This is a genomic window from Paenibacillus silagei, from assembly GCF_017874735.1.
Taxonomy (GTDB): domain Bacteria; phylum Bacillota; class Bacilli; order Paenibacillales; family Paenibacillaceae; genus Paenibacillus_AQ; species Paenibacillus_AQ silagei.
The window spans coordinates 92,252-115,176 of record NZ_JAGGLV010000012.1 but is presented as its reverse complement, the minus strand read 5'-3'; the positions used below and the strand labels follow the sequence as shown (position 1 = coordinate 115,176).

The 22,925-nt window shown below is 53.1% G+C and carries 19 protein-coding genes; 16 read left to right on the top strand and 3 right to left on the bottom strand.

Annotated elements, in window-relative coordinates:
* The first annotated feature begins 8 nt into the window (after positions 1-8).
* The 4 genes from J2Z70_RS18555 to J2Z70_RS18540 all read left to right on the top strand — a co-directional run bounded on the left by J2Z70_RS18555 (position 9) and on the right by J2Z70_RS18540 (position 4,295).
* Positions 9-1,571, top strand: coding sequence for a glycoside hydrolase family 43 protein (locus J2Z70_RS18555; protein WP_209875723.1), 1,563 nt, complete (start codon positions 9-11; stop codon positions 1,569-1,571).
* Between the two features lie 44 nt (positions 1,572-1,615).
* Entirely contained in the window at positions 1,616-2,704 is a 1,089-nt protein-coding gene (locus J2Z70_RS18550) for an endo-1,4-beta-xylanase (protein ID WP_245368343.1), read from the top strand.
* Between the two features lie 547 nt (positions 2,705-3,251).
* A complete protein-coding gene (locus tag J2Z70_RS18545) occupies positions 3,252-3,953 on the top strand; it encodes a hypothetical protein (protein WP_245368342.1) in 702 nt (233 codons plus the stop codon).
* Positions 3,954-3,992: 39 nt separating this feature from the next.
* Positions 3,993-4,295, top strand: coding sequence for a hypothetical protein (locus J2Z70_RS18540; protein WP_209875721.1), 303 nt, complete (start codon positions 3,993-3,995; stop codon positions 4,293-4,295).
* On the opposite strand, the gene J2Z70_RS18535 is transcribed toward J2Z70_RS18540, so the two are convergent.
* Positions 4,255-5,097 carry a helix-turn-helix domain-containing protein gene (locus J2Z70_RS18535; RefSeq protein ID WP_209875719.1) on the bottom strand — a complete coding sequence of 281 codons (843 nt, stop codon included), beginning with the start codon at positions 5,095-5,097 and terminating at the stop codon, positions 4,255-4,257. The two genes, J2Z70_RS18540 and J2Z70_RS18535, sit on opposite strands and share 41 nt — an antisense overlap.
* 415 nt (positions 5,098-5,512) lie before the next feature.
* On the opposite strand from J2Z70_RS18535, the gene J2Z70_RS18530 reads away from it, so the two are divergent.
* The 5 genes from J2Z70_RS18530 to J2Z70_RS18510 all read left to right on the top strand — a co-directional run bounded on the left by J2Z70_RS18530 (position 5,513) and on the right by J2Z70_RS18510 (position 11,588).
* Positions 5,513-6,496, top strand: a complete 984-nt coding sequence (locus J2Z70_RS18530) for an ABC transporter permease (RefSeq protein WP_036729919.1) — start codon at positions 5,513-5,515, stop codon at positions 6,494-6,496.
* A gap of 17 nt (positions 6,497-6,513) precedes the next feature.
* The gene (locus J2Z70_RS18525) at positions 6,514-7,395 is read left to right on the top strand and encodes a carbohydrate ABC transporter permease (protein WP_036729917.1); all 882 of its coding nucleotides are present in this window, start codon (positions 6,514-6,516) and stop codon (positions 7,393-7,395) included.
* Positions 7,396-7,464: 69 nt separating this feature from the next.
* Positions 7,465-9,042: an extracellular solute-binding protein gene (locus tag J2Z70_RS18520; protein WP_235192010.1), complete on the top strand. Its 1,578-nt coding sequence runs from the start codon at positions 7,465-7,467 to the stop codon at positions 9,040-9,042.
* A gap of 96 nt (positions 9,043-9,138) precedes the next feature.
* Positions 9,139-10,884, top strand: a complete 1,746-nt coding sequence (locus J2Z70_RS18515) for a sensor histidine kinase (protein ID WP_209875717.1) — start codon at positions 9,139-9,141, stop codon at positions 10,882-10,884.
* Complete coding sequence (locus J2Z70_RS18510) at positions 10,881-11,588, top strand: response regulator transcription factor (protein ID WP_209875715.1); 708 nt, start codon at positions 10,881-10,883, stop codon at positions 11,586-11,588. The genes J2Z70_RS18515 and J2Z70_RS18510 overlap by 4 nt, the downstream gene beginning before the upstream one ends.
* Positions 11,589-11,637: 49 nt before the next feature.
* On the opposite strand, the gene J2Z70_RS18505 is transcribed toward J2Z70_RS18510, so the two are convergent.
* Positions 11,638-12,474 (bottom strand): YheC/YheD family protein, encoded by an 837-nt coding sequence (locus J2Z70_RS18505; protein ID WP_209875714.1) that lies wholly within the window; start codon positions 12,472-12,474, stop codon positions 11,638-11,640.
* Between the two features lie 111 nt (positions 12,475-12,585).
* On the opposite strand from J2Z70_RS18505, the gene sbnA reads away from it, so the two are divergent.
* The 6 genes from sbnA (at position 12,586) to J2Z70_RS18475 (ending at position 21,117) form a co-directional block, all read left to right on the top strand.
* Positions 12,586-14,868, top strand: coding sequence for a 2,3-diaminopropionate biosynthesis protein SbnA (gene sbnA / locus J2Z70_RS33900; protein WP_342593025.1), 2,283 nt, complete (start codon positions 12,586-12,588; stop codon positions 14,866-14,868).
* Between the two features lie 248 nt (positions 14,869-15,116).
* Positions 15,117-16,343: an MFS transporter gene (locus J2Z70_RS18495; RefSeq protein ID WP_209875712.1), complete on the top strand. Its 1,227-nt coding sequence runs from the start codon at positions 15,117-15,119 to the stop codon at positions 16,341-16,343.
* A gap of 1 nt (position 16,344) precedes the next feature.
* Positions 16,345-17,658: an alkaline phosphatase family protein gene (locus tag J2Z70_RS18490; protein ID WP_209875710.1), complete on the top strand. Its 1,314-nt coding sequence runs from the start codon at positions 16,345-16,347 to the stop codon at positions 17,656-17,658.
* A 963-nt stretch (positions 17,659-18,621) separates the two neighbouring features.
* Positions 18,622-19,365 (top strand): metal ABC transporter ATP-binding protein, encoded by a 744-nt coding sequence (locus tag J2Z70_RS18485; protein ID WP_209875828.1) that lies wholly within the window; start codon positions 18,622-18,624, stop codon positions 19,363-19,365.
* The gene (locus J2Z70_RS18480) at positions 19,358-20,200 is read left to right on the top strand and encodes a metal ABC transporter permease (RefSeq protein ID WP_209875708.1); all 843 of its coding nucleotides are present in this window, start codon (positions 19,358-19,360) and stop codon (positions 20,198-20,200) included. Before J2Z70_RS18485 ends, J2Z70_RS18480 begins: the two co-directional genes overlap by 8 nt.
* Positions 20,197-21,117, top strand: a complete 921-nt coding sequence (locus J2Z70_RS18475) for a metal ABC transporter substrate-binding protein (RefSeq protein ID WP_036729901.1) — start codon at positions 20,197-20,199, stop codon at positions 21,115-21,117. Before J2Z70_RS18480 ends, J2Z70_RS18475 begins: the two co-directional genes overlap by 4 nt.
* 95 nt (positions 21,118-21,212) lie before the next feature.
* Here J2Z70_RS18475 and J2Z70_RS18470 read toward each other — a convergent pair whose 3' ends face one another.
* Complete coding sequence (locus J2Z70_RS18470; RefSeq protein WP_036729898.1) at positions 21,213-21,896, bottom strand: O-methyltransferase; 684 nt, start codon at positions 21,894-21,896, stop codon at positions 21,213-21,215.
* 146 nt (positions 21,897-22,042) lie between these two features.
* Here J2Z70_RS18470 and J2Z70_RS18465 point away from each other — a divergent pair, with 146 nt between their 5' ends.
* Positions 22,043-22,924 carry a LysR family transcriptional regulator gene (locus J2Z70_RS18465; RefSeq protein ID WP_209875707.1) on the top strand — a complete coding sequence of 294 codons (882 nt, stop codon included), beginning with the start codon at positions 22,043-22,045 and terminating at the stop codon, positions 22,922-22,924.
* Position 22,925 lies beyond the last annotated feature (1 nt).

Sequence of the window (22,925 nt, the reverse complement as noted above, 5' to 3'; positions counted from 1 at the left end):
ATGGGATTATGGCTAAAAAGGCAGGGCTGTACCTGCTGGCAATTTCGCTCATGCTTGGCATCCTGTTCAATCCTTCTACGGCTGCGGCGGCGACCTTCACCAACCCGTTTATCTATGCCGATGCCCCGGACAATGATGTCATCAGGGTAGGCAATGTGTATTACATGACCAGTACCACCATGCATATGACCCCTGGAGTCCCTATCATGAAGTCCTATGATCTGGTGAACTGGGAAATCGTGAACTATGTCTACGATACGTATGCGAACGGGGATGCCCAGAACCTGAACAACGGACAGAATGAGTATGGCAAGGGTTCCTGGGCCAGCAGCATCCGGTACAATAACGGGATCTACTATGTGTCCTTCGGGTCCAACTCAACCGGCCGGACTTATATCTATCAGACCTCGAATATTGAAAATGGCCCCTGGACCTCATCGGTCCTGAACAGCTATTATCACGATGCGTCGCTGCTGTTCGACAATGGCCGGGTCTTCCTGGTGTACGGAGTTGATAATATCAGCCTGATTGAGCTGACGGCAGATGCCAAGGCGATTAAGTCTGGCGGAATCAGTCAGGTCATCATCCCGAATTCCAGCAATATTGCCGGTTCGAGCTTCATCGTGAAGGCCGAAGGTGCGCATATCCAGAAGATCAACGGCTATTATTATGTGTTCCTGATCTGCTGGCCTTCGGGAAGCGGACGCACCCAATTGACCTACCGCTCCACCAGCTTAACTGGAGGCTATACGGGGCAGGTGTCACTTAACGACTCGGGCATTGCCCAGGGTGGAATCGTGGACACGCCATCCGGCTCCTGGTACGCGATGCTCTTCAGAGACAGCGGGGCGGTCGGGCGGATGCCGTATCTGGTGCCGGTAACCTGGTCAGGGAACTGGCCGGTTTTCGGAAGCGGGGGCAAGGCGCCGCGGACCCTGAACCTGCCTGCCGAAGGGTATCCGGTGAAGAAGGTGTACGCGTCAGACGAGTTCACAGCCCCATCTTCAGGCTCAGGGCTGGCTAAGGTCTGGCAGTGGAACCACAATCCTGATAACTCGAAGTGGTCGCTAACTCAGCGCCAAGGCTTCATGCGGCTGACGACCGGCAAGGTAAGCACAAGTCTGCTGGATGCCCGGAACACGCTGACCCAGCGGACGTTCGGACCGAAGAGCACAGGCGTCACGGCTCTGGAGACGGGCGGAATGAAGGACGGGGACGTTGCCGGACTGGCAGCTTTTCAGGCGAAATACGGGTTCGTCGGTGTGAAAATGTCCGGCAATTCCAAATCCATTGTGATGGTCAATGCCAGCTCCGGGTCTATGACTCAAGTGGCGGGTGTGCCGCTCAACCAGAACAGAGTCTATCTGAAGGTGCTCTGCGATTTCACTAATCAGACGGATAAGGCGTACTTCTCCTATAGTCTGGACGGCAACAACTGGACATCCATAGGGAATACGCTGCAGATGTCTTATACGCTGCCTCACTTTATGGGCTACCGGTTTGCGTTGTTCAATTATGCGACGAAGTCAGCGGGCGGCTATGCGGATTTTGATTATCTGCGTCTGGAATAGCTTGTTTGAATTTGAACCCAATTAGAAAAAGGAGATGTATCCAATTGAAGAATAGAATCAAGAAGGTTGTGGGCGGGCTCGCCTTAGCGAGTGTCCTGCTCACCTCTGTGATGGCAGGCAATGCCAGTGCAGCAATTACCAACGGATCGAAGTTCCTGGGGAATATCATTGCAGGCAGTGCTCCGGGCAACTTCACTACCTACTGGAATCAGGTAACGCCTGAGAACGGCACCAAATGGGGAGCGATTGAAGGCAACCGCAACCAGATGAACTGGGGCAATGCGGACATGATCTATAACTATGCGATTAGCAAAAATATCCCGTTCAAGTTCCATACCCTGGTCTGGGGAAGCCAGGAGCCTAACTGGGTTGCCGGCTTACCGGCAGCGGAGCAGAAGGCGGAGATCAGCTCGTTTATTACTCAGGCAGGCCAGCGTTATTCGGCCAAGTCAGCTTTCGTGGATGTTGTCAATGAACCACTGCATGCCAAGCCTTCATACCGCAATGCCATCGGCGGTGATGGAAGCACCGGCTGGGATTGGGTCATCTGGTCCTTCCAGCAAGCCCGGGCGGCGTTCCCGAATTCCAAGCTGCTCATCAATGAATATGGCATTATCGGTGACCCCAGTGCGGCCGACAAGTACGTGAACATTATCAATATCCTGAAATCCAGAGGACTGATCGATGGTATTGGTATTCAGTGCCACTACTTCAATATGGATAACGTAAGTGTGAGCACCATGAATACTGTACTGGGTAAGCTTGCTGCAACAGGCCTGCCAATCTATGTCTCCGAGCTGGATATTACCGGTGATGACAACACCCAGCTTGCCAGATACCAACAGAAATTCCCTGTGCTCTGGAACCATCCTTCCGTTAAGGGCGTAACCCTGTGGGGCTACATCCAGAATCAGACCTGGGCAGCCAATACCCATCTGGTGAATTCCAACGGTACAGAGCGCCCTGCCCTGAAATGGCTGAAGCAATACCTGGGCGGCTCGTCGGCCCTGATGGAAACCACCGACGCCCAGGACCTCACTATCACTGACAGTGTGATCCAGCCGGACAGTGTGGTTGAGCCAGACCTGCAACTGGATCTTCAGCCTGTGCTGGAACCCGTTCCGGCCGAGTAAGCTGGAGCAGGCACGAAATTACTTAAGGGCTGCTCCCGTGGCGCAATGCGCGCCGGGAGCAGCCCTTTTTTGTTGGGATGGGCAATGCGGAGGTGGGCGGGCCAAATGTAAGCGAAAAACCGAACACATTGGTTAGTGCGGAGGCGCGCAGGCAAATGTAGTCGAAAAACCGAACACATTGGTTAGTGCGGAGGTGGGCGGGCCGAATGTAGTCGAAAAACCGAATACATTGGTTAGTGCGTAGGTGGGCGGGCCAAATGTAGGCGAAAAAGCGAACACATTGGTTAGTGCGGAGGCGCGTGGACCAAATGTAGGCGAAAAAGCGAACACATTGATTAGTGCGGAGGCGCGTGGGCCGAATGTAGGCGAAAAAGCGAACACAATGTGCGTTTGCAGATGGACCGTAAGGCTCCTTGTGATCTTTATCTTGCGTTCGCTGACCAAAAGTGGCACACTAGTGCTAGATATGTCAAACGTGGCAAAGAATGCCCCGCTCTCTTCTCTTGCAGAAGGAGGCGGGGTTTTGTGCGTTTAGAGATTAATTTCATTGCAGAGCGAGGGAATTAAAGTGGGCTTTACAGAAGAACATGACCAATGGTTAAGCAAGCATTTGAAACGAAGAAAGGGGGAACGGCTCGATGCACTTAAGCGGGGGCATAGCTACGGTAACCGCTTATTCGTTGAATGTGTGTGGTGGCCGCTTACCGGACATTTTCACGGACTCCATCCGGAATATGAAGTTAAGGACTGGCGCGGCAGATCCTATTTTATCGATTTTTTGTGGATGGCGGGTTCCTCGCGTATTGCATTTGAGATAATGGACTACGGATCGCATGGAACGGACCGGAGCAAATACCGGATGGACTTGAATCGCGGCCTCTTCCTGCAATCACAGGACTACATGGTTCTCTATATCTCGTTGGATGAGATGAAAGAGAATCCGTCTTTTGTCCTCTCCACACTGCGGAACGTTCTGTCTCCTTATTTGTTGGCAGGAACTGCTAACAGAAGCACAGAGAAATCCTATTCCAGAATTGAACGAGAATTGATGAGGTTAGCTATCCGTAACTATCGTGTCCTTCGTCCCATTGATGCAGCGAGAGAGCTTGAGTTACACTACACCACAATTATTAAATACAGCCGTATGCTGGTGGATAAGGGGAAATTCCGCCCTATAGCGAGAGGGACATCTCCACGAGTTACATATTACGAGTACATAGGTACAATTCAAAGTCCAGATCTGGTCTAAAAAACAGCGTCACCGAATGTAATCGAAAAACCGATCACATTGCGCCGGACGGGTGGTGTGGACGGAAATGTAATCGGAAAACCGATTACAATCGGCCGGGCGGGTGGTGTAGCCGGAAATGTAATCGGAAAACCGATTACAATCAGCTGGATGGGTGGCGTAGATGGAAATGTAATCGGAAAACCGATTACAATCAGCTGGATGGGTGGTGTAGCCGGAAATGTAATCGGAAAACCGATTACAATCAGCTGGATGGGTGGCGTAGATGGAAATGTAATCGGAAAACCGATTACAATGGCCCCTATCCGCTACCCCCACCCCCATCCGCCGGAGGAAGAATGAGTGTCCCCTCCCTATACACCTTCCTGTACTGTGAAGGCGTGTACGAAGTAACCTTCTTAAATATCTTCGAGAAGTACAGCGGGTCGTGGTAGCCGACTGAGTAAGACAACGACTTCACCGACAACCGCGACTCCGCCAGCAGCTCGGAGGCCCGCCGGATGCGCACGGTGGTCAGGTAGCCGGAGATAGAGGTGCCCGTCTCTTTTTTGAACAGCCGGAACAGGTAACTGCGCTCAATTGACACATATTCCACCACATCCAGCACCGACAAGGAAGACTTCCAATAGTTACTCTCAATATAGGCCTTCGCTGACCCTACATAGTCCTTCTTGAGACTGGCCTGCTCACTCGGATAATACTCCATGTAATACGACAGCAGCAGATGAAGCGCCGCATCCGAGCGCTCCCGTGCATACGGCTCCTGTTGATACCCCTTGACCTGATCGAACATATCCCTGAAATCCTGCGGGGCAGCCGTTACAACGGGCTGGTCCGGTGAGATATGAATCATGGCAAGTAAGCGCAGAGTCTCCGCCCCGCTGAACTCAATCCAGCAATACGCCCACGGGTCCTGCGGATCAGGATAATAATACACCTCCGTCTGCGGAAAAATCATAAAGCTCTCACCCGTCTCCACAGGGTGTACCGCCTGGCCGGTCTTCAAGTAACCTCTGCCGCTCACGATATAATGCAGCGCATATACATCACGGACGCCGGGTCCCCATCTGTGCAGATTGGGGGGCTTGTACCCGTTCCCTTTTACCATTGGACCCTCGCCAAGTCCGTATTCCTTAGAGTTCATAGTTGGCACCTATATCCTTCATCTTAGAACTTCTGTTATAAGAAGCACTAATGAAATTAACGAAAAGCAAAAAGAAGCGTAGGGGAAATTTGGAACTGTAGGAGCGTTAGCGACCGCCTGAAAGCTTTCCGCAGGAAAGCTCGCATCGTAAGCATCAGCTAGTCACCGGATTTCTACCGCGAAGAGCAGATACAATCGGGAAATCCTAATACAACAGCGGCCGGAAGTCCAAATGTTCACCGCAGTGACGACCAAGCTTCAAGTTCAAATCTTAAGTCTGTCTTCTATACTATAAGACGAATACAACAAATAAACAAAGGAAGCGTATTCAAAAATGACAACGCTTTCTTAAGAATGTTGGCTTACGCCGTCCCCGGGCTTGCAGGTAAACTAAAGGTACAAGGGAGGAGCGCATATGGAATTGGAAACACAGCCAAGAAGTCTCGGAACCGGCGGCGGCCGGCGGTCGATATTATGGAAGCGGTTTAAAAAACAGAAAGTACTGCATTTGTTCGTCGGGCTAGGCATGATCTATCTGCTGATCTTCGCGTATACTCCGATGTTCGGCATACTGATGGCGTTCAAGGATTACAGCATCTCCAGCGGCATCAAAGGAATCTTCACCAGCGATTGGGTCGGGCTGAGGTATTTCGATGAATTCGTCCATGACTATCAATTCGGCAAGCTGGTCCGCAACACGCTGGTCCTTAGTCTGCTGAAGGTCATCTTCGCCTTCCCGGCGCCGATCCTGCTGGCGATCATGCTGAACGAAGTGAAGCACATGGCCTTCAAGCGGTTTGTGCAGACAATCAGCTATCTGCCGCATTTTATCTCCTGGGTGGTCGTGGTTGGCGTATCCTATGCCTTCCTGTCCGCCGATGTCGGTGTGGTCAATAAGGCGCTGATGGCGATGGGATTCACGGATGAGCCGCTGGCCTTCCTGACCAGTCCGAATTACTTTTGGGGGCTGGCGGTAGGGAGTGCGGTGTGGAAGGAGATGGGCTGGTGGACGATTATTTTTCTGGCGGCAATATCGGGGATCAGTCCTTCCCAGTATGAGGCTGCTGAGATTGACGGTGCCGGAAGGCTGGCGCGAATCCGTTATATCACCCTGCCGGGGATGAAGGGAACTATCGTTGTTGTGCTGGTGCTGACCATCGGGAGTATTCTCGGCGGCGGACTGGTCGGCTCCAACTTTGAGCAGGCCTACCTGTTAGGCAACAGTATCAATAATCCAACCTCTGAGATTGTCCAGACCTACGCATTCAGGGTGGGGTTAAGCGACGGGAGGTTCTCCTATGCAGCGGCGATAGATTTAATTCAATCGGTGATTTCGGTAGCGCTGATATTCTCCAGTAACTATATTGCCAAGCGGGTATCAGGCTCCAGTCTGTTTTAGAGAGAGGAGGGAAGGCTATGCTGAAGAGTCAGCGGCAGAAGGATTTGGTTTTTGACAGCGTGATCTATGTGGTATTGTTCATTATTATGCTCACGATGCTGTATCCGTTCTATTATGTGTTAATTGCTTCCTTCAATAAAGGCTCGGACTCGCTGCTGGGCGGTGTGTATCTGTGGCCCCGGAACTTTACCCTGGAGAATTACCGGGTGTTCATGGATGATCCCAAGTGGGTGAAGGCGTTCCTGATCTCCGTACTGCGGACGGTGTCCGGCACCTTGCTCGGACTGCTGCTCACCAGCATCGTCGCTTACGGTCTATCCCATAGAGATCTGTTATTCAGCAAGGTCTATTTCACAGTGATCGTATTCGCCATGTACTTCTCCGGCGGGCTGATCCCTTATTATGTAGTCCTGCGTTCACTAGGCTTGTTAAATTCCTTTGCAGTGTACATTATCCCGTCTATGCTCAGCACGTTCTTCCTGCTCATTGCGATCTCGTTCTTCCGTGAAATTCCCGCTGAGCTAAAAGAATCTGCGCATATAGACGGGGCCGGTGAGCTTACGATATTCTTCCGCATCATCCTGCCGGTCTCAACGCCGGTGCTGGCAACTATGGCCTTGTTCATGGGGGTCGGGCAATGGAATTCCTGGCTGGATTCGGCTTATTTCGTCCAGTCCGAGGAGCTGCGTACGCTGGCCTTCCGCATGATGGAGGTCATTAACAAGAGCAACTCTCCGATGGATTCGCTGGCGGTAGCCAACAGTGCCTCGGCGGGTGTGACCAGCTTCTCCTTACAGGTCACTTCAATGGTGGTGTCGATTGTTCCCATTATCTGTGTGTACCCGTTCCTGCAGAAGTATTTCGTACATGGCATCATGCTAGGCTCAGTAAAAGGCTAGGCCAGTGCTTCAGTGTTCAAATGTTCCATTGCTCATACAGCTCATTAATTCAATCATGGAGGGATTAGCTTGAACAAAAGCAGAAGCTTCAAGATCGTTGCAGCCGCACTCTCAATGGCCGTCGTGTTATCCGCCTGCGGCGGTAACGGGGGAAATACCGGTCAGCCCGCCCCGTCCGGCAGCCCGGACGCCGCAGCAGGCGGGAATGCGCCGGCCAAGCCCGGACAGGTGAAGGAGTTAAGCCTCTTCATCGATGCGTCGTGGTACCCGGTTACGGAATGGAAGGGCCCGGTCGCCGACATGATTACCGAGAAGACAGGAGTGAAGCTGAAGGTTACGGTCGCTACCGATGATAAGCAGCTTCCGCTGATGATTGCCTCCGGTGACCTGCCGGACCTGGTGTTCACCTCTTCCAACATAGACCGGTTATCCGACTCGAAGCTGTCGTATTCCTGGAATGAGCTGATTGAGAAATATGCGCCGGATTTCAAGATTGACAAGACCCGGATTGCCATTCATACCATGGATGACGGCAAGTTCTATACCGTGCGGAACTCCTTTGCGACCCAGGAGGAGATGAAGAATAGTAAATATTCGTTAGGCAGCGACGGCAACCCGGGCATCGCGGTCCGGGAGGATATTCTGAAGGAGCTGGGGAATCCGCCAATCAAGACCCTGGATGATTTCGTCAAGGTGCTGGGCATGGTCAAGGAGAAATATCCCGAGATGGTCCCGCTGATCATGGACAAGGACTGGATCGAACAGTATTTCCTGGCCCAGTTCGGTACGGAGACCCTGCTCGACGGCTGGTATGAACAGGACGGCAAGGTGGAATATGCGATCAGACAGCCCAAAATGCTGGACTTCTTCAAGTTCATGAATAGCCTGTACCGCAATGGCTATATCCTGGCTGAGAATTTCGCACTGGCCAATGACCAGATTGATGATCAATATGCTACGGGCGGCAAAGCTTTCGCCCATAGCCATACGGTATCCACGGCAGATACCGATAACATCAAGATCAAGAGCAATCAGGGGAACTTCTCCTTCAAGATGCTGCCAAGCGTATTGTCGAAGGATGCCAAGGTAGTCAGCTCAGGACTCGGCTTCTCCGGAACCTTCATCACCAAGAAGAATAAGGACCCGGAGGCCTCCATCAAATTCCTTCAGTATCTGGCGAGCGATGAAGGCAAGAAGCTGACGATGTTCGGAGTTGAAGGAGTACACTGGACCTGGAATGAGGAGGGTCACCCCGACTTCAAATATAATCCGTCCGACGCTGATTTCGTGAACAGCAACGGGATTAAATGGTGGTATCTCTATAACGATGGGGTTACCGAAGGTATGCTGTCCTATGTTCCTGAGCTGCAGAAGACCCAGGCGCTGATGGAACTGAAGGCGGTCCGTATCTACAAGCCGGAGCTCGGCTTGATCCAGACCCAGCCGGATTCACAGGAGAAGACCATTAAGACCAAGATCGATGAGATGGTCAAGAATGAGAAGGTCAAAATCTATCTGGCTGAATCGGAGGAAGCCGCAGTAGCAGCCTATGAGAATATGCTGAAGAACGCAGAGAACATCGGCCTGCAGAAGCTGACCGACTGGGCGAATGCGACCTATCAGAAGAAGAAAGAACTGTTCAAGTAAGCGAATTCCTGCCGGTAGAGACCTGTCTCTACCGGGTTTTACATGTTCATGGTAGGATTAGAGAACACAAGTCGGGCACCGGAGGGACAGACTGCCGTGAGCATCGTACGCAAGATGATAGTAGGATATATCTTTCTGATTTTTATTCCTGTAGTTACGTTTGGCTACTATTATTATAGTAAGATCTATGACAGTGTAAGCAGCCAGTTTGTGGAGAGCCGTCAAAAGATACTGGAGCAGGCCTATGCCAATATGAAGGCGGATCTGGCCCGGATTGATTCCACCCAGCGTATGCTGCAGTACAACCCGTATGTCACTGACTATCTGGACGGCAGCTATGAGACGGACTCAGAGAGCATATATGCCTATAACCGTTATATCAATCCGGTGATTCTGCAATCGCTTAATATCAGTCCTGAGATCGACACGTTCAGAATCTATATAACCAAGCAGGGCGTGCTGCCCATTACTGACCGGCTGCTCGAACTATCGGCGCTGGATGAACAGGGTGCCGAGGCTACCCGTATGCTGCGGCCGGGACAGGGCAAGTGGATCATTCCCGATCCTGAGGTGGAAGCGCCCCCGCTGGTATTCTACCAGAAAATATATAACAATGACTTTACCGAGATTGTGGGATTGCTGGAGCTGCGGGTCGGCAGTGAGCTGATCCGCAAATTCTACCGGGCGACAGGCGGAGGGGATTGGACCGCGCTGCTTCTGCCGGCAGAGGGCGGGCCGCTGGAGCGGGAAGGTATCCCCGCAGCGGTGGACGATGCCACCTGGAGAAGACTGACTTCGGGAGAAGCGCAGACCTATTTTATCAACCGGGAGGTCATTGTTAATCAGCTATATATGAAGGAACTGGGCGTACGTGTCGCCGTCATCGGCAAGGTATCCGAGGTGTTCCGCTCGATCCGGAGCCAGGAGCTGGTGATGATTACGACATTCGCGGTGCTGCTTGCGTTATTGTCATTCGCCTATTACACACTCGCATCAACGATTACGAAGCGCGTACTCCGGCTCGCCAGACATATGCGCAACCTGAATGATGATAATCTGAAGCAGTCCATCAGCAAGGAAGATAAGCCGGGCCGCAGAGATGAGATCAGCTTCCTGACTGAGACTTATAATTCGATGCTCCTGCGTATGGATGAGCTGATCAACAATGTTCACCGGGCCGAGCTGCGCAATAAGGAAGCCGCTTATAAGGTGCTACAGGCCCAGATCAAGCCGCATTTTCTCTATAATACGCTGGAGACCATCCGCATGCTGGCTGAATCGAACAACGACAAGGAAGTGGCGGAGATCTCTTACTGGTTCGGTAAGCTGATGCGCTACAGCCTGTCCGCCCAGGACGATCATACCGTTCTCTCCCAGGAGCTTGAGACCGTGGTCTTCTACCTCAATATTCACAAAATGCGGCTGCAAAAAAGACTTACCTATGAGGTCGATATCGCTGTGGCTGCGAAGACCCTGATCTGTCCAAGATTCATTCTCCAGCCGCTGGTCGAGAATAGTATTATTCACGGAGCTGCTGTGACGCTGCGGCCGGTCCATATCCTGATTCAAGCGCAGGAGACGGCAGAGGAGATCCGAATCAGCGTATCCGACAGCGGCATTGGCATTCCTGAGAACCAGGTGCGGCTTATTCAAGCTCGGTTATCCCGGGGGGAAGAGGTGAAGACTCAGGAAGAGGCGGAGGGAGGCGTGGGCCTGTATAATGTCAGCGAGCGAATTAAATCATTTTATGGCGGGACCTCACGGCTGGTTCTTGAGAGTGAGGAGGGCAAGGGGACCTGCCTGACCATCATCCTATCGAAAGGGGCGGCAGAGCAAGCATGAGAATTCTGATCGTAGACGATGAGCCGATTATCCTTGGAGGGCTGGTGAAGGTGATTGGCGGAGCCGCGCCGGTCGGGGCTGAGATCCGCGAGGCCGGTGACGCCTTCGAGGCGCTTCAGATTATGAAGGAATACATGCCGGATGTGACGGTAACCGATCTGCATATGCCGGAGAAAAACGGGTTCGAGATGATGGAGGAGGCGAAGGAGAACGGTTTATGTGAGCGCTTCATTATTCTTACCGGACATGATGACTTCGAATATGCCCGCCGGGCGCTCCGCTACGGGGTAGTGGACTACCTGCTGAAGCCGGTGGATAAGGAGGAGGTAGCCCGGCTGCTGAGTCAGGTGAACCGGAATCTTCCCTCCCTGGACAGTACGGACTGTCCGCCTCATGCCAAGCGGATTCTTGCCTATACCCGGCTGAATTATATGAATGACCTGTCCCTGGATCATCTGGCCGAGCTGATGAACCTTCATCCGAATTACATCAGCAGCCTGTTCAAGAAGGTCACGGGTGATACCTTTGTCAATTACCTGAATACCACCCGGATCAAGGAAGCGCAGAAGCTGCTGAGCCTCCACCGGGATCTGCCGATAGTCGAGATCGGACGCCGGGTCGGGTATGAGAACAAGCATTACTTCAACAAGGTGTTCAAAAAATACACCGGCAGCACCCCGGGCGCTTACCGGGAAGAGCACTGAAGCTTGCGCTCGGCCGGGAGGCCGGGCGCAAGGATGGGGCATGCTGTACCTACACGCCTCTCTTGGCCTTCCGGCACTTCAGATTGTACGTACGCCCGTAGGCTTTGCCGTATCTCACGATCCGGTCCAGCATCCGGGTATCCTTCAGCTTGGTGAACGGGCAGGGATCAGGGGCGGTGTTCACTTCCAGAATCCAGGGAGTCAGCCGCCGGTCCAAGGCCACATCCAGGCCGATTTCCTTAAGTCCGGGATAGGCAGAGCTTAACTGGATGGCGCACTTCACGCCAAGTCCGTACATTTGGGCAAGCAGAGTCTTGCGCTTCTCGGAACGGGTGTAAGCCTTCAGCAGCGTCTCCACCGGATAGATGGTTCCGCCCTGGCTGCCATTCGTAACCACCTTCTGCGGATGCGCCACGCGTCCCGCCGCTCCTGTAGCCTCCCACTTCCCCTGAAGATTACGCTGCACCATCACACGGATATCAAAAGGCCGTCCGCCGTAAGTCAGCAGCCGGATGCCCTTTTGTACCAGATAGGACCTGCCCCGGGTCTCCGCCAGGAGGGACTGATAGGCCTCGTTATAATTACCGAATGTGCTTATCCTTGTCCCTGCCTGATAGCGGTAGGACCGCGCGTTCCCCGAATCAGCCCCGCTTCCGCCAGCGGCGCTATTGCTCCGCAGTATCCGCTGTTCAACCCTTATGACCCCTTCGCCTAACGAGCCGCAGCAGGGCTTCATATAGACCATCTGATGATTTTGCAGCATGGCCTGGAGTACTCTCCGGCTTAGTTTTCGGGTCTCCGGGATATGCCGCTTTAATTCAGACTTCTTCGCCAGTATCGTTGTCTTCGTTAATTTATTGGATATTCGGCTGATTTGCTCCTTCATGCTAATCCCCCGTTCTATGGACTCTAATAGGCTATAGTACGGTACAGAGCCGGATTTGGCTTGGGCGGATGCCCCGGGGCTGAACACACAGGCAGATGATTACATAGATTATTGAAGGTATTCATCCGGGAGGCTGCGTTCAGGCAACCGGTGCGGGAGGCGTCGAAAGGAATGGCGGAGCAGTGGCGGGATAAAGTAAACGAAGTAATCAGGTACTTCCCCTGGTACAAGGATCTTATCGGCAATGAGCACGTGAATTACAGTCTGGAGCATCTTCCCCTTATGACTTCGGATCTGCTGGATACTCATTATTATAATAACGAACCCGATGCTTCTCTTGCCGTCTACCGGACCTCGGGCACCAGTACAGGACGGCGCAAATCAATCGTCTATTCGGAAGAGGATGAACAGCATTATATCGATATCAAAACCAGGCTGTTCGAAAAATTGCTTCAGGGAAGCGGATGTGCAAGGGCGCTGGCGGATATGGGGACCGGACATGCTGCGAATACGGCGCTGGCCATTTTTGCACGGCTGGGACTGGTTAACAGCTCCATTCCCTTCGAGTTGCCGGTAGAACAGCATATTGAGCGTATTCAGACTTTCCAGCCCGACCTGCTGTACACCATGCCCTCTATCCTGGATCATATCGTATATGCTGCGGAGGACCCCCGGGCATTTGGAATCCGCAAAATCATTCTGGTCGGCGAGATCGCCTCCCGGGAGTGGCAGCAGAATATGGCCCGCCTGTTCGGCCTGAGGCCGCAGGATATTACCGATACGTACGGGTCGATTGAAATCGGCACGATTGCTTATTATTCGCATGAGCTGGGCCGGTATCTGCTGGCTGAAGGCATCGTTGCCGAAGCTGTGGGAACGGAGATCGTAGGGGAAGGACTCGACCCGCTGGGTAACGGCGAAGGCATTCTCGTGCTTACCTCAACCGTGCGTAAGCTGCTGCCTGCCCTCCGGTTTGTCACCTATGATGTGGTGAGGGATTTCAGGACCGTGCAGGTAGACGGCGTGGAGCGGCAGAGCTTCCAGTCCATCGTCAAACGGGTGGGCCGTGAACTGAAGCATGGGGAGAAAATCAGCATCTACGATATTGAACAGGTGGTCTACCGTCATCTTCAGCAGGCCAGGGTCCGGGTTCATGTCAGCCATAATGCATTATCCGTGTATATCCAGAGCAGGTCAGCAGCTCCCTCCTGCATTCCGGTCATCAGGGAAGAGATCAGGGCATGCATCCCGGAGATTGGTCTGATGATCGCAAATCACCTGCTTGACGATATTGAGGTCATTCTGACGGAAGATGACGAGGAGCTTGCGGGCGGGCAGGTGAAGAACAAGAAGCTGTATTACCGGAAAGATCAAACGGAGCAGCAGACAGTGGAGCAGCGGGCAGAGCCTCAGCTTACCAGCGGGATTTTATCGGCTATCGGACATACACCACTCCTGAAGCTGGATAATCTGTTTGCTGCCAGCGGGTTCAGCGTTTACGCCAAGCTGGAGCTGATGAACCCGGGAGGAAGCGCAAAGGACCGCCCAGCCTTGCGGATGATCCGGGAAGCGTGGAAGGAAGGTCTCATCGGGCCGGGGACCGTTATTATTGAATCCAGTTCCGGGAATATGGCCATCAGCCTGGCCATGATATGCAAGCAGCTGGGGATGAGCTTCATCAGTGTGGTGGATGCCAGAACCACCGGGATGAATCTTCAGATGCTGAAGGCCCTGGGTGCGGACATTGATTTCATTGACCGCCCTGATCCCAAAACCGGGGAATTCCTGCCGGCCCGGCTGAAGCGTGTGCAGCAGCTGCTCGCGGAGAACCCGGGCAGCTATTGGCCGAATCAGTATGCCAATCCCAATAACTATCTATCCCATTATGATACGACTATGCCTGAGATCGTGAACGAGCTGGGGCAGGTCGATTACCTATTCTGTAGTGTCAGTACCTGCGGAACGATAAACGGGCTGGCAGAATACGTGAAGGACAAGGGATTGCGGACCCGGATTGTGGCGGTGGATGCAGAGGGTAGCGTTATTTTTGGCGGCCATCCGAAGAAGCGGCACTTCCCTGGACTGGGTGCCGGAATTGTGCCCCCGCTGCGCAGACCGGATCTGATTGACCGGATTGTGCATGTTGCCGACGCCGATATGGTGAAGGGCTGCCGGGCGCTGGCCCGCAGGGAATCCATTCTGGCCGGAGCCTCCTCCGGGGCAGTGCTTGCTGCTATTCGGCAACTTAAGGAGGAGATTCCTCCCGGCGCAGTCTGCACCGCAATTCTGCATGATAAGGGAGAACGGTATCTCGATACGGTATACTCGGACACCTGGGTTCAGAACCAATTCGGAGCGGAGCTGCTGTCAGCCATGGATGAGTATCTGGTGTGACCACCTTAACTGAGCTTGGCCTTATCGGCTGGGGGCCGACTGGTCAAGCTCATGGTCAGCTGACCCTTAGCGCTCCTTGGCGACCGATACGAAGGGATTCAGATATAGTCATCACCTGGGAAGAAGGCCTATGGTATGATGGACGTAATCGTAATAGCAGAACCGCCCGTGATTTTACACCCCATTAACATCCTTAATATGTTGGCGTGATATAACTGAAACAATCGGTTATAAGAGGAGAAGATGAGATGAAGCTAAGCAAAGAGGAGAGATCGTGGATTCTGTACGACTGCGGGAATTCCGCTTATTCGATGGCAGTGACTACGGCGCTGCTGCCGATTATCTTCGGGATGTTCGATAATGTGGGCAGCAGCATGGACCTGGGGTACTTCAACTCCATCGCCAGTATTCTGGTCGCGGTCCTCAGCCCGATTCTCGGTACGATTGCCGATTATAAGGACAGGAAGAAGCGGTTTTTTATTTTTTTCGCTGCGCTCGGTATCCTTGCAACTGCCTCCCTGGCCTTCGTGTCCCCGGACAGCGGGCAATGGCAGCTGCTCATCGCCTTTTACATTCTGTCAGCGGTCGGCTTCGCCGGGTCCAACATCTTCTACGATTCCTTCCTGGTGGATGTTACGGAGGATGAACGGATGGACAAGGTGTCTACCCGAGGGTTCGCCTACGGCTACATCTTCAGTTGTATTCCGTTCGGCATCAGCCTGCTGCTGATCTTCCTGCTGGGAATGGACAAGGCCATCGGCTACCAGATCGGGTTCATCATTACGGCGCTCTGGTGGGGGCTGCTGACGGTGCCAATGATCCGCGATGTGAAGCAGAGATATTATATCGAACCTGAGCCGAAGCCTGTTGCCCGGAGCTTCCAGCGTATCGCTGCCACCTTCAGGAATATCCGCCAGCACCGAATCGTCTTTGTGTTCCTGCTCGCTTACTTCTTCTACATTGACGGAGTGGATACGATTATCAAAATGGTTGTGCCCTACGCCACCTCCGTCCTCGGCACAGATGCCCTGGATACCTTCACGCTGCTGGGAATTCTGCTCATCATCCAGATTATTGCCTTTCCCTGCGCGATTCTCTATGGCAATCTGGCCAAAACCTACTCCGCCCGGAATCTGATTATTGCCGGGATATTCACCTACGTTATTTCTTGTATCGCAGCGTTCTTCATTAGCTCGGTATGGCATATTTTCCTGCTGGGTGCGCTGATCGGCTCGGCACAGGGCGGTATTCAGGCGCTTAGCCGGTCCTATTTCGCCAAAATCATCCCGAAGGAGAATTCCAACGAATTCTTCGGGTTCTATAATATTTTCGGCAAGTTCGCGGCGATTCTCGGCCCTGCCTTGATGTCTCTGACCACCACCTTGGCGGGGGATGCCCGCTATAGTATTTTGTCGATTATCCCGCTCTTTCTGATCGGCTTCTTGATCTTCATCACATTGCCAAAGGGGACATAGCATGGAATCTACAGGACTGCAACCGCCACCACCCTCAGTAGCCAAGCATCTGATCGTCATTTCCTATGATGCCTTCTCTGAAGATCACTGGGAGATGGCCAGCCGCCTGCCCAATCTGTCCAAGCTGATCACCAGCGGTGCCCACAGCAACCGTCTAAGAAGTGTCTATCCCACGCTCACTTACGTGGTACATACGACCATCGCTACCGGCGTCTACCCGGATAAACACGGCATCTATCACAACAATCCGCTGCAGCCGTTCGTGCCGGAGGAGGAGCAGCGCTGGTTCTGGTTCCGGGAGGCGGTCCAGGTGCCAACGATCTATGATGCCGCGCGTAAGGCGGGGCTGAGTACGGCGGGACTGCTCTGGCCGGTAAGCGGCAAGTCCTCGATTCAGTATAATATTCCAGAGATCCGGGCGTTAAAAGGAGAGAATCAGGCACTCAAGATACTGCGAAGCGGCAGTCCCCTGTACTGCGCACGCCTGGAGCTGAAATACGGACGGATCAGGCAGGGCATCACCCAGCCGCAGCTCGATAACTTCACCACGAAATGCGCCGCCGATACGATTAAGCGGCATAAGCCGAACCTGCTGCTGATGCATCTAATCGACCTGGATGACACCAAGCATATGTACGGCACGGATAGCGGGGAAGTAGACGATGTCATCCTGCGGATGGACAACCGGCTGGGTGAGATCATGCAGGCGGTAGAGGATGCCGGAATCCGGGAGGAGACGGTAATTATGGTACTGGGTGATCATGGTCAGTTCAACGTGCGCTACAAGGTGCATTTGAACAACCTTTTGCAGGCTAAGGGGCTGATCTATGAGAAGGACGGCGTGATGCAGTGGCGGGCCTACTTCCAGAGCGGCGGCGGTTCAGCTTATCTGCATGTGCAGCCCGGGGATGAGGAAGCGCTGCGGCTGGCCTTGGCGGCGGTGGATGAATATAGGCGTGAGGGTGCACCAGGAATTGAGAGTGTATATACGGAAGAGACGCTGAAGCAGCTCCACGCCAGCCCGGTGGCAAAAGTCATGCTTGAAGCACAGCGGGGCTACAGCTTCGATGAAGCGCTTGCGGACACGCTGATCACCGATCTGCAGGCGGAGGGTATACGCTATGCTACGCATGGCTACTCGCCAGATGCAAGCGGGTACCGCTGCAATCTCGTCATCGCAGGGGCCGGGATCAAGCAGGGCTATCCCATCGGCGATCTGGAGATGGTCGACATCGCCCCGACGATGGGCCGGATTCTGGGGATGGAGTTCGGGCCGGGGGACGGGCGGGTGCTGGAGGAGATTTTTGAGGCATAGCTAGGGGAATAGTAATGGTAGTATAGATGATGAATAGAGCAACTTCCATCGGTCTGATCAGGATGTCCGCGCACGCGGCAGCCGGGTTAGGCTTTTTTTGTTGTTGATAGGGTGGGTGAACAGGAGGATAGCTTGCTTATGCGGAGGTGTGGAGCGGGTGCACGCAAGCTGTATGTATGCGGAAACCGAACACAATTTACTTGTTGGTGTGTGTCAGGACCGAATGTATGCGGAAAACCGAACACAATGTGCGCGCCGAGGTAGAGTGGCGTTTACCGCAGGAAATAGGTGGATTTCCTCCACTTGCTGATGAACGAATGAGCGCTTCCCGGACAACAGTTGTATAAACAACACTTAATTTCAGCCTATTTAGCCGCAGAAGCCCAAACAAACTATTTTAGTTGCACTATTTCCACTTGTTTCCATGCATTTGCCTGAAGTGGGCTAATTAAGATACGTTTTTCCACCTGTTTGCCGCTAAGAGGGAGACGCCCTGCCCGTGGACATGCCTCCGGACCCTGTACATCCCCGTTGTCCGTAAACTCTTAGCATCCACTAGAAATTCCCGTAACCAGATAGATTCTTGTGACCCTGAGCAGACCCGCGTTCCCTCCAACCCCCGTATTCCCTCGACATTCATTCTGGGAGCCCCTGAACGTCCCCCTACTTTCCTTAACCTATTCCTGTGCCCCTGAACTTTGCCCCAGCACTCCACGACTGTAATTTAAATTTAAATTACCGTTGACAATTTGCCTATGATCAAATATATTATCCATAAGAATAAAAGTTTCCTTCGGGAAACATATGTGTATACGAGAAACAATAGACGCGTTAATAGGCTAGATAAATTGAACTAAAAAATTTAAGTTTAGGGAAAAGTGGCGAACAGCCAATTCCAAAACCTAAAAAATCATTAGTTCAATTTAGCCAGATAGGCTAAATAAGAGACGGGGTGCTGACATGATTCAGATTAAAGGTTTAAATGTTGATTATTTCGGCCATTCGGCGCTGGAAGGAGTGACGCTCGATATCCCCTTCGGGCATTCGGTAGGCATTATCGGGCCCAATGGCGCCGGTAAATCCACATTCATTAAGGCGCTGCTGGATGTGATCAAGAAGAGAAGCGGAACGGTGAAGGCAGAGGGGAAGGACATCGCCCTGTACAGACGGAATATCGCCTACGTACCGCAGAAGAACGATATTGACCTGACTTTTCCCATTACAGTGAAGGATACGGTGTTGACCGGAACTTATCCGAACCTGAAGCTGTTCCGGCGTCCGGGCAAGAAGGAGCGGGAGATTGCGGAGCGCAGCATGGCGATGGTGGAGATCGGTGACCTTGCGGATAAGCAGATCAGCAATTTGTCCGGCGGGCAGCTGCAGCGGGTGTTTATCGCCCGGGCGCTGGCTCAGGAGGCTAGTGTGTTTTTCCTGGATGAGCCGTTTGTCGGCATTGATATGGTCAGCGAGCGCATCATTGTGAACCTGTTCAAGCAGCTCCGCGAGGAAGGCAAGACTATCCTGGTGGTGCATCATGATCTGCATGAGGTCGAAGAATATTTTGACAAAATCATCCTGCTCAACAAGCAGCTAATCGCCTTCGGAGATGTGCAGGATACCTTCACCACGGAGAATATCCGCAGAGCTTACGGTACATCCCTCGGCAATGTAATGATCCAGGGGGCGGGAGGTGCCGCTCATGCTTGAGTCCTTATCCAGTCTGCTGAATATTCCGGTATACGCTCTGAACGCCGGGTTATCTGCGATTATCCTCGGGATTGTCTCGGGGGCGCTCGGCAGCTTCATCGTTCTGCGCAAAATGTCGCTGATGGGCGATGCCTTATCTCACGCGGTGCTTCCGGGCGTCGCCCTGTCTTATATTCTGGGCATCAACATCCTGCTGGGCGCTTCGTTGTTCGGCCTTTTAGCCGCTATTCTCATTCAATTCATCACCAGCCGCAGCAATATTAAGAGCGATACCTCCATCGGCATCATTCTGAGTTCGTTCTTTGCACTCGGCATTGTCTTGATTACGTTTGCCCGCAGCGGGCTGGATCTCACCCATATTCTGTTCGGCAACATTCTGGCCGTTCCGCAATCCGAGCTGCTGCAATCCTTCATCATCATGCTGGCGGTGCTTGCCATCATTACACTGCTGTACAAGGAGCTGCTGATCAGCTCGTTCGATCCGGTGGTAGCGAAGGCATACGGACTGAAGACCGGCTTCTATCATTATCTGCTGATGATGCTGCTCTCCGTAGTGACCGTCTCCTCCCTGTCCCAGGTTGGGATTGTGCTGGTCATCGCTATGCTGGTCATTCCGGCAGCCACCTCGTATCTGTGGTCTAATTCCTTGCTGCATATGATCGTTTTGGCCTCTGCAGTAGGGGCAGCCTCGGGGATCATCGGTGTATACGTGAGCTTCCGCTACAATCTGCCGACAAGTGCAACCATCGTGCTGGTAGGCGTCACGCTGTTCAGCATTTCATTCATCATATCGCCCAAGAATAATTTTCTGCGGAAAGGATTGAAGCAAGCATGAGACTGTTCAAAATACTATCGGCATCCGTACTCATTCTACTACTAGCAGCATGCTCCAACACCAGTAAGGGGGGAGCGGATGACGGTAAGCTGGAGATCGTGGCCACGTATTCGATTATTGCAGACATGACCCGGAATATCACCGGAGATAAAGCGGAGGTCTACAGCATGGTGCCTATCGGCACTGACCCGCATATGTATGACCCGCTGCCCGCAGATACAGGCAGGGTCTCGAGTGCAGACCTGATTTTCTATAACGGCTTGAATCTTGAGACCGGCAAGGGCTGGTTCCAGGATCTGCTCAAGGTGACGAAAAAGGAAGCGGCCGCGTTTGCCGTCTCCGAAGAGGTCACGCCGATGTACCTAACCGAGAAGGGGAAGGAGTCCCAGGTTGACCCTCATGCCTGGCTGGATATACAAAATGCGGTCAAGTATGTGGACGTCATTACCGCGCGTGTGATCGAACGGGACCCGGACAACAAGCAGTATTATCTGGATAACCAGACCGCGTATGTGAAGGAGCTGACGGAGCTGGATCAGTATGCCAAGGAAGCTGTGAGCAAGGTCCCGCAGGAGAAGCGCGTGCTGGTCACCAGTGAAGGGGCCTTCAAATACTTTTCCCAGGCCTATGGCTTCGAGTCCGCCTTCATCTGGGAGATCAACACTGACAGCCAGGGAACACCGGAGCAAATGAACCGGATCATCGGCATCATTAAGGAGAAGCAGATTCCGGCGTTATTCCTGGAGACGAGCGTCAACCCCAAGACGATGGAGACCATTTCCCGCGAGACCGGTGTGCCGGTGCACTCCAAGATTTTCACGGATTCTCTGGCTAAGGAAGGCGAAGACGGAGACACCTATCTGAAGATGATTAAGTGGAATATCGATCAGGTGATTGAGGGCTTATCGAAGGAATAGGCAGATGCCTGTGTACGAAAAAGAGCCCGCAACAACAAATAACCCGCAAGGCCGGATAAGCACTGCTATCCTTGCCTGCGGGTTATTCGTTATCCTTAGGGGTTATTTTGTGTGGTGACAATCCCGAGCACGAAGCCGTCATAGCCCTTGCTGCCGACCGTCTGTATTGCAGTAGCATCTATACGCGGCTCTGCGGCGAGCAGCTCCATGAACTGCCGGATGCCTTGAACCCGGTCATCCGCACTGCCCGGGTCAATAACCTCGCCGTCACGCACCACGTTATCGGCTACGATGACTGCGCCCGGCCGGGCCAGCTTCAGCGCCCACTTCAGGTAATGCGGATTATTAGGCTTGTCGGCATCAATGAAGATGAAGTCAAACGGCTCATAGCCCCGGGCTTCCAGCAACGCCAGCGAATCCAGCGCCGGGCCTTCAATTACCTCTGTCTTGTCTGCCAGCCCCGCCATTCTCAGGTTATCCTCAGCTACTACAACATGCTTGTGCTCGAATTCCAGCGAGACCAGCCTGCCCGTCTCCGGCAACGCCCGCGCCAGCCAGATGGTGCTATAACCGCCCAGGGTGCCAATCTCCAGAATGTTGGACGCTCCCTTCATTTTAGCGAGCAGATGCAGCAGCTTCCCCTGATTCGGAGCGACATCAATCGCCGGTAAGCCGGCCCCTGTATTCGCATCCAGCACAGCATCCAGGACCGGATCTGCCGCCAATAATCGGTCATTGAAATAAGCGTCTACGTTGCTCCATTTGTTCTGTTCTTCCATGTGAATCCCTCCGTTAGTTGTGTTTTTGTATTGGTGTATTAGAACTGCTTTAAATATAAAGGATTATCATTCATAATACTAATATATGTTAATGGTATAATCATAATCATAGGTTATGAATACAACCCATGAATAGGAGCGCATTTATGAACATTCATGCACTGAGGCTTTTTTATTATGTAGCCGAGACGGGAAGCGTTACGAAGGCGGCTGCCCGGCTGAGGATCAGCCAGCCGGCGGTGACCAGCCAGATCAAGAGGCTGGAGAAGGATTTGGGGTTGCCGTTGTGTAGTCCCAGCGGCCGGGGAATCTCGCTGACTCCCTTCGGGACAGAGCTGGCGAAGCAGGCAGGCAATCTCTTCCCCTATGAAGAACGGATTGAGGAGTTCGTAGAGGATTACCGCCAGGGACGGAAGGGGAAGCTGCGCATTGCCGCCACCTATCTTCCGGCGAATTTCCTGGTCCCGGGCTGGGCCGCCCGGTTCAAGGCGGGGCAGCCCGAGATGGAGATTGAGATTACCACGACCAATTCCACGCATGCCTTTGAACAATTGCAGCGTCATGAAGCAGATGTGGCCTTTTACGGGGGCGGAGCCAAGGAGAAGCCGGAGGATGTAGACTGGCTGGAGCTGTTTGAGGATGAGCTGTGGTTCGTAGTAGCCCCTTCCCATCCCTTTGCCAATGGTACGGTATCGTTGCCTGAGATGATGCAGGAGCCGTTCGTGATGCGTGAGGAAGGCAGCTCTACCCGGGAGCGTCTGGTCTCGCTCTGTACAACCTATGGCCTGAAGCCGCCGCGTGTGACCCTGCAGTTCAGCGGGCTGGGCGAAGTCATCCGTTCGGTTATGGCAGGGTATGGCGCCAACTTCATCTCTTCACTGGCTGTGCGGGATTATGTGGAGTGGAAGCAGTTATGCCGGGTACAGGTGGAGGGCATTCAGCTTAGCAACCATATTGCTGTCTGTACACGCAAGAACGAGACCCTGTCAGCCGGGCTACAGCGGTTTATTGACATCTGCCGGGAATGAT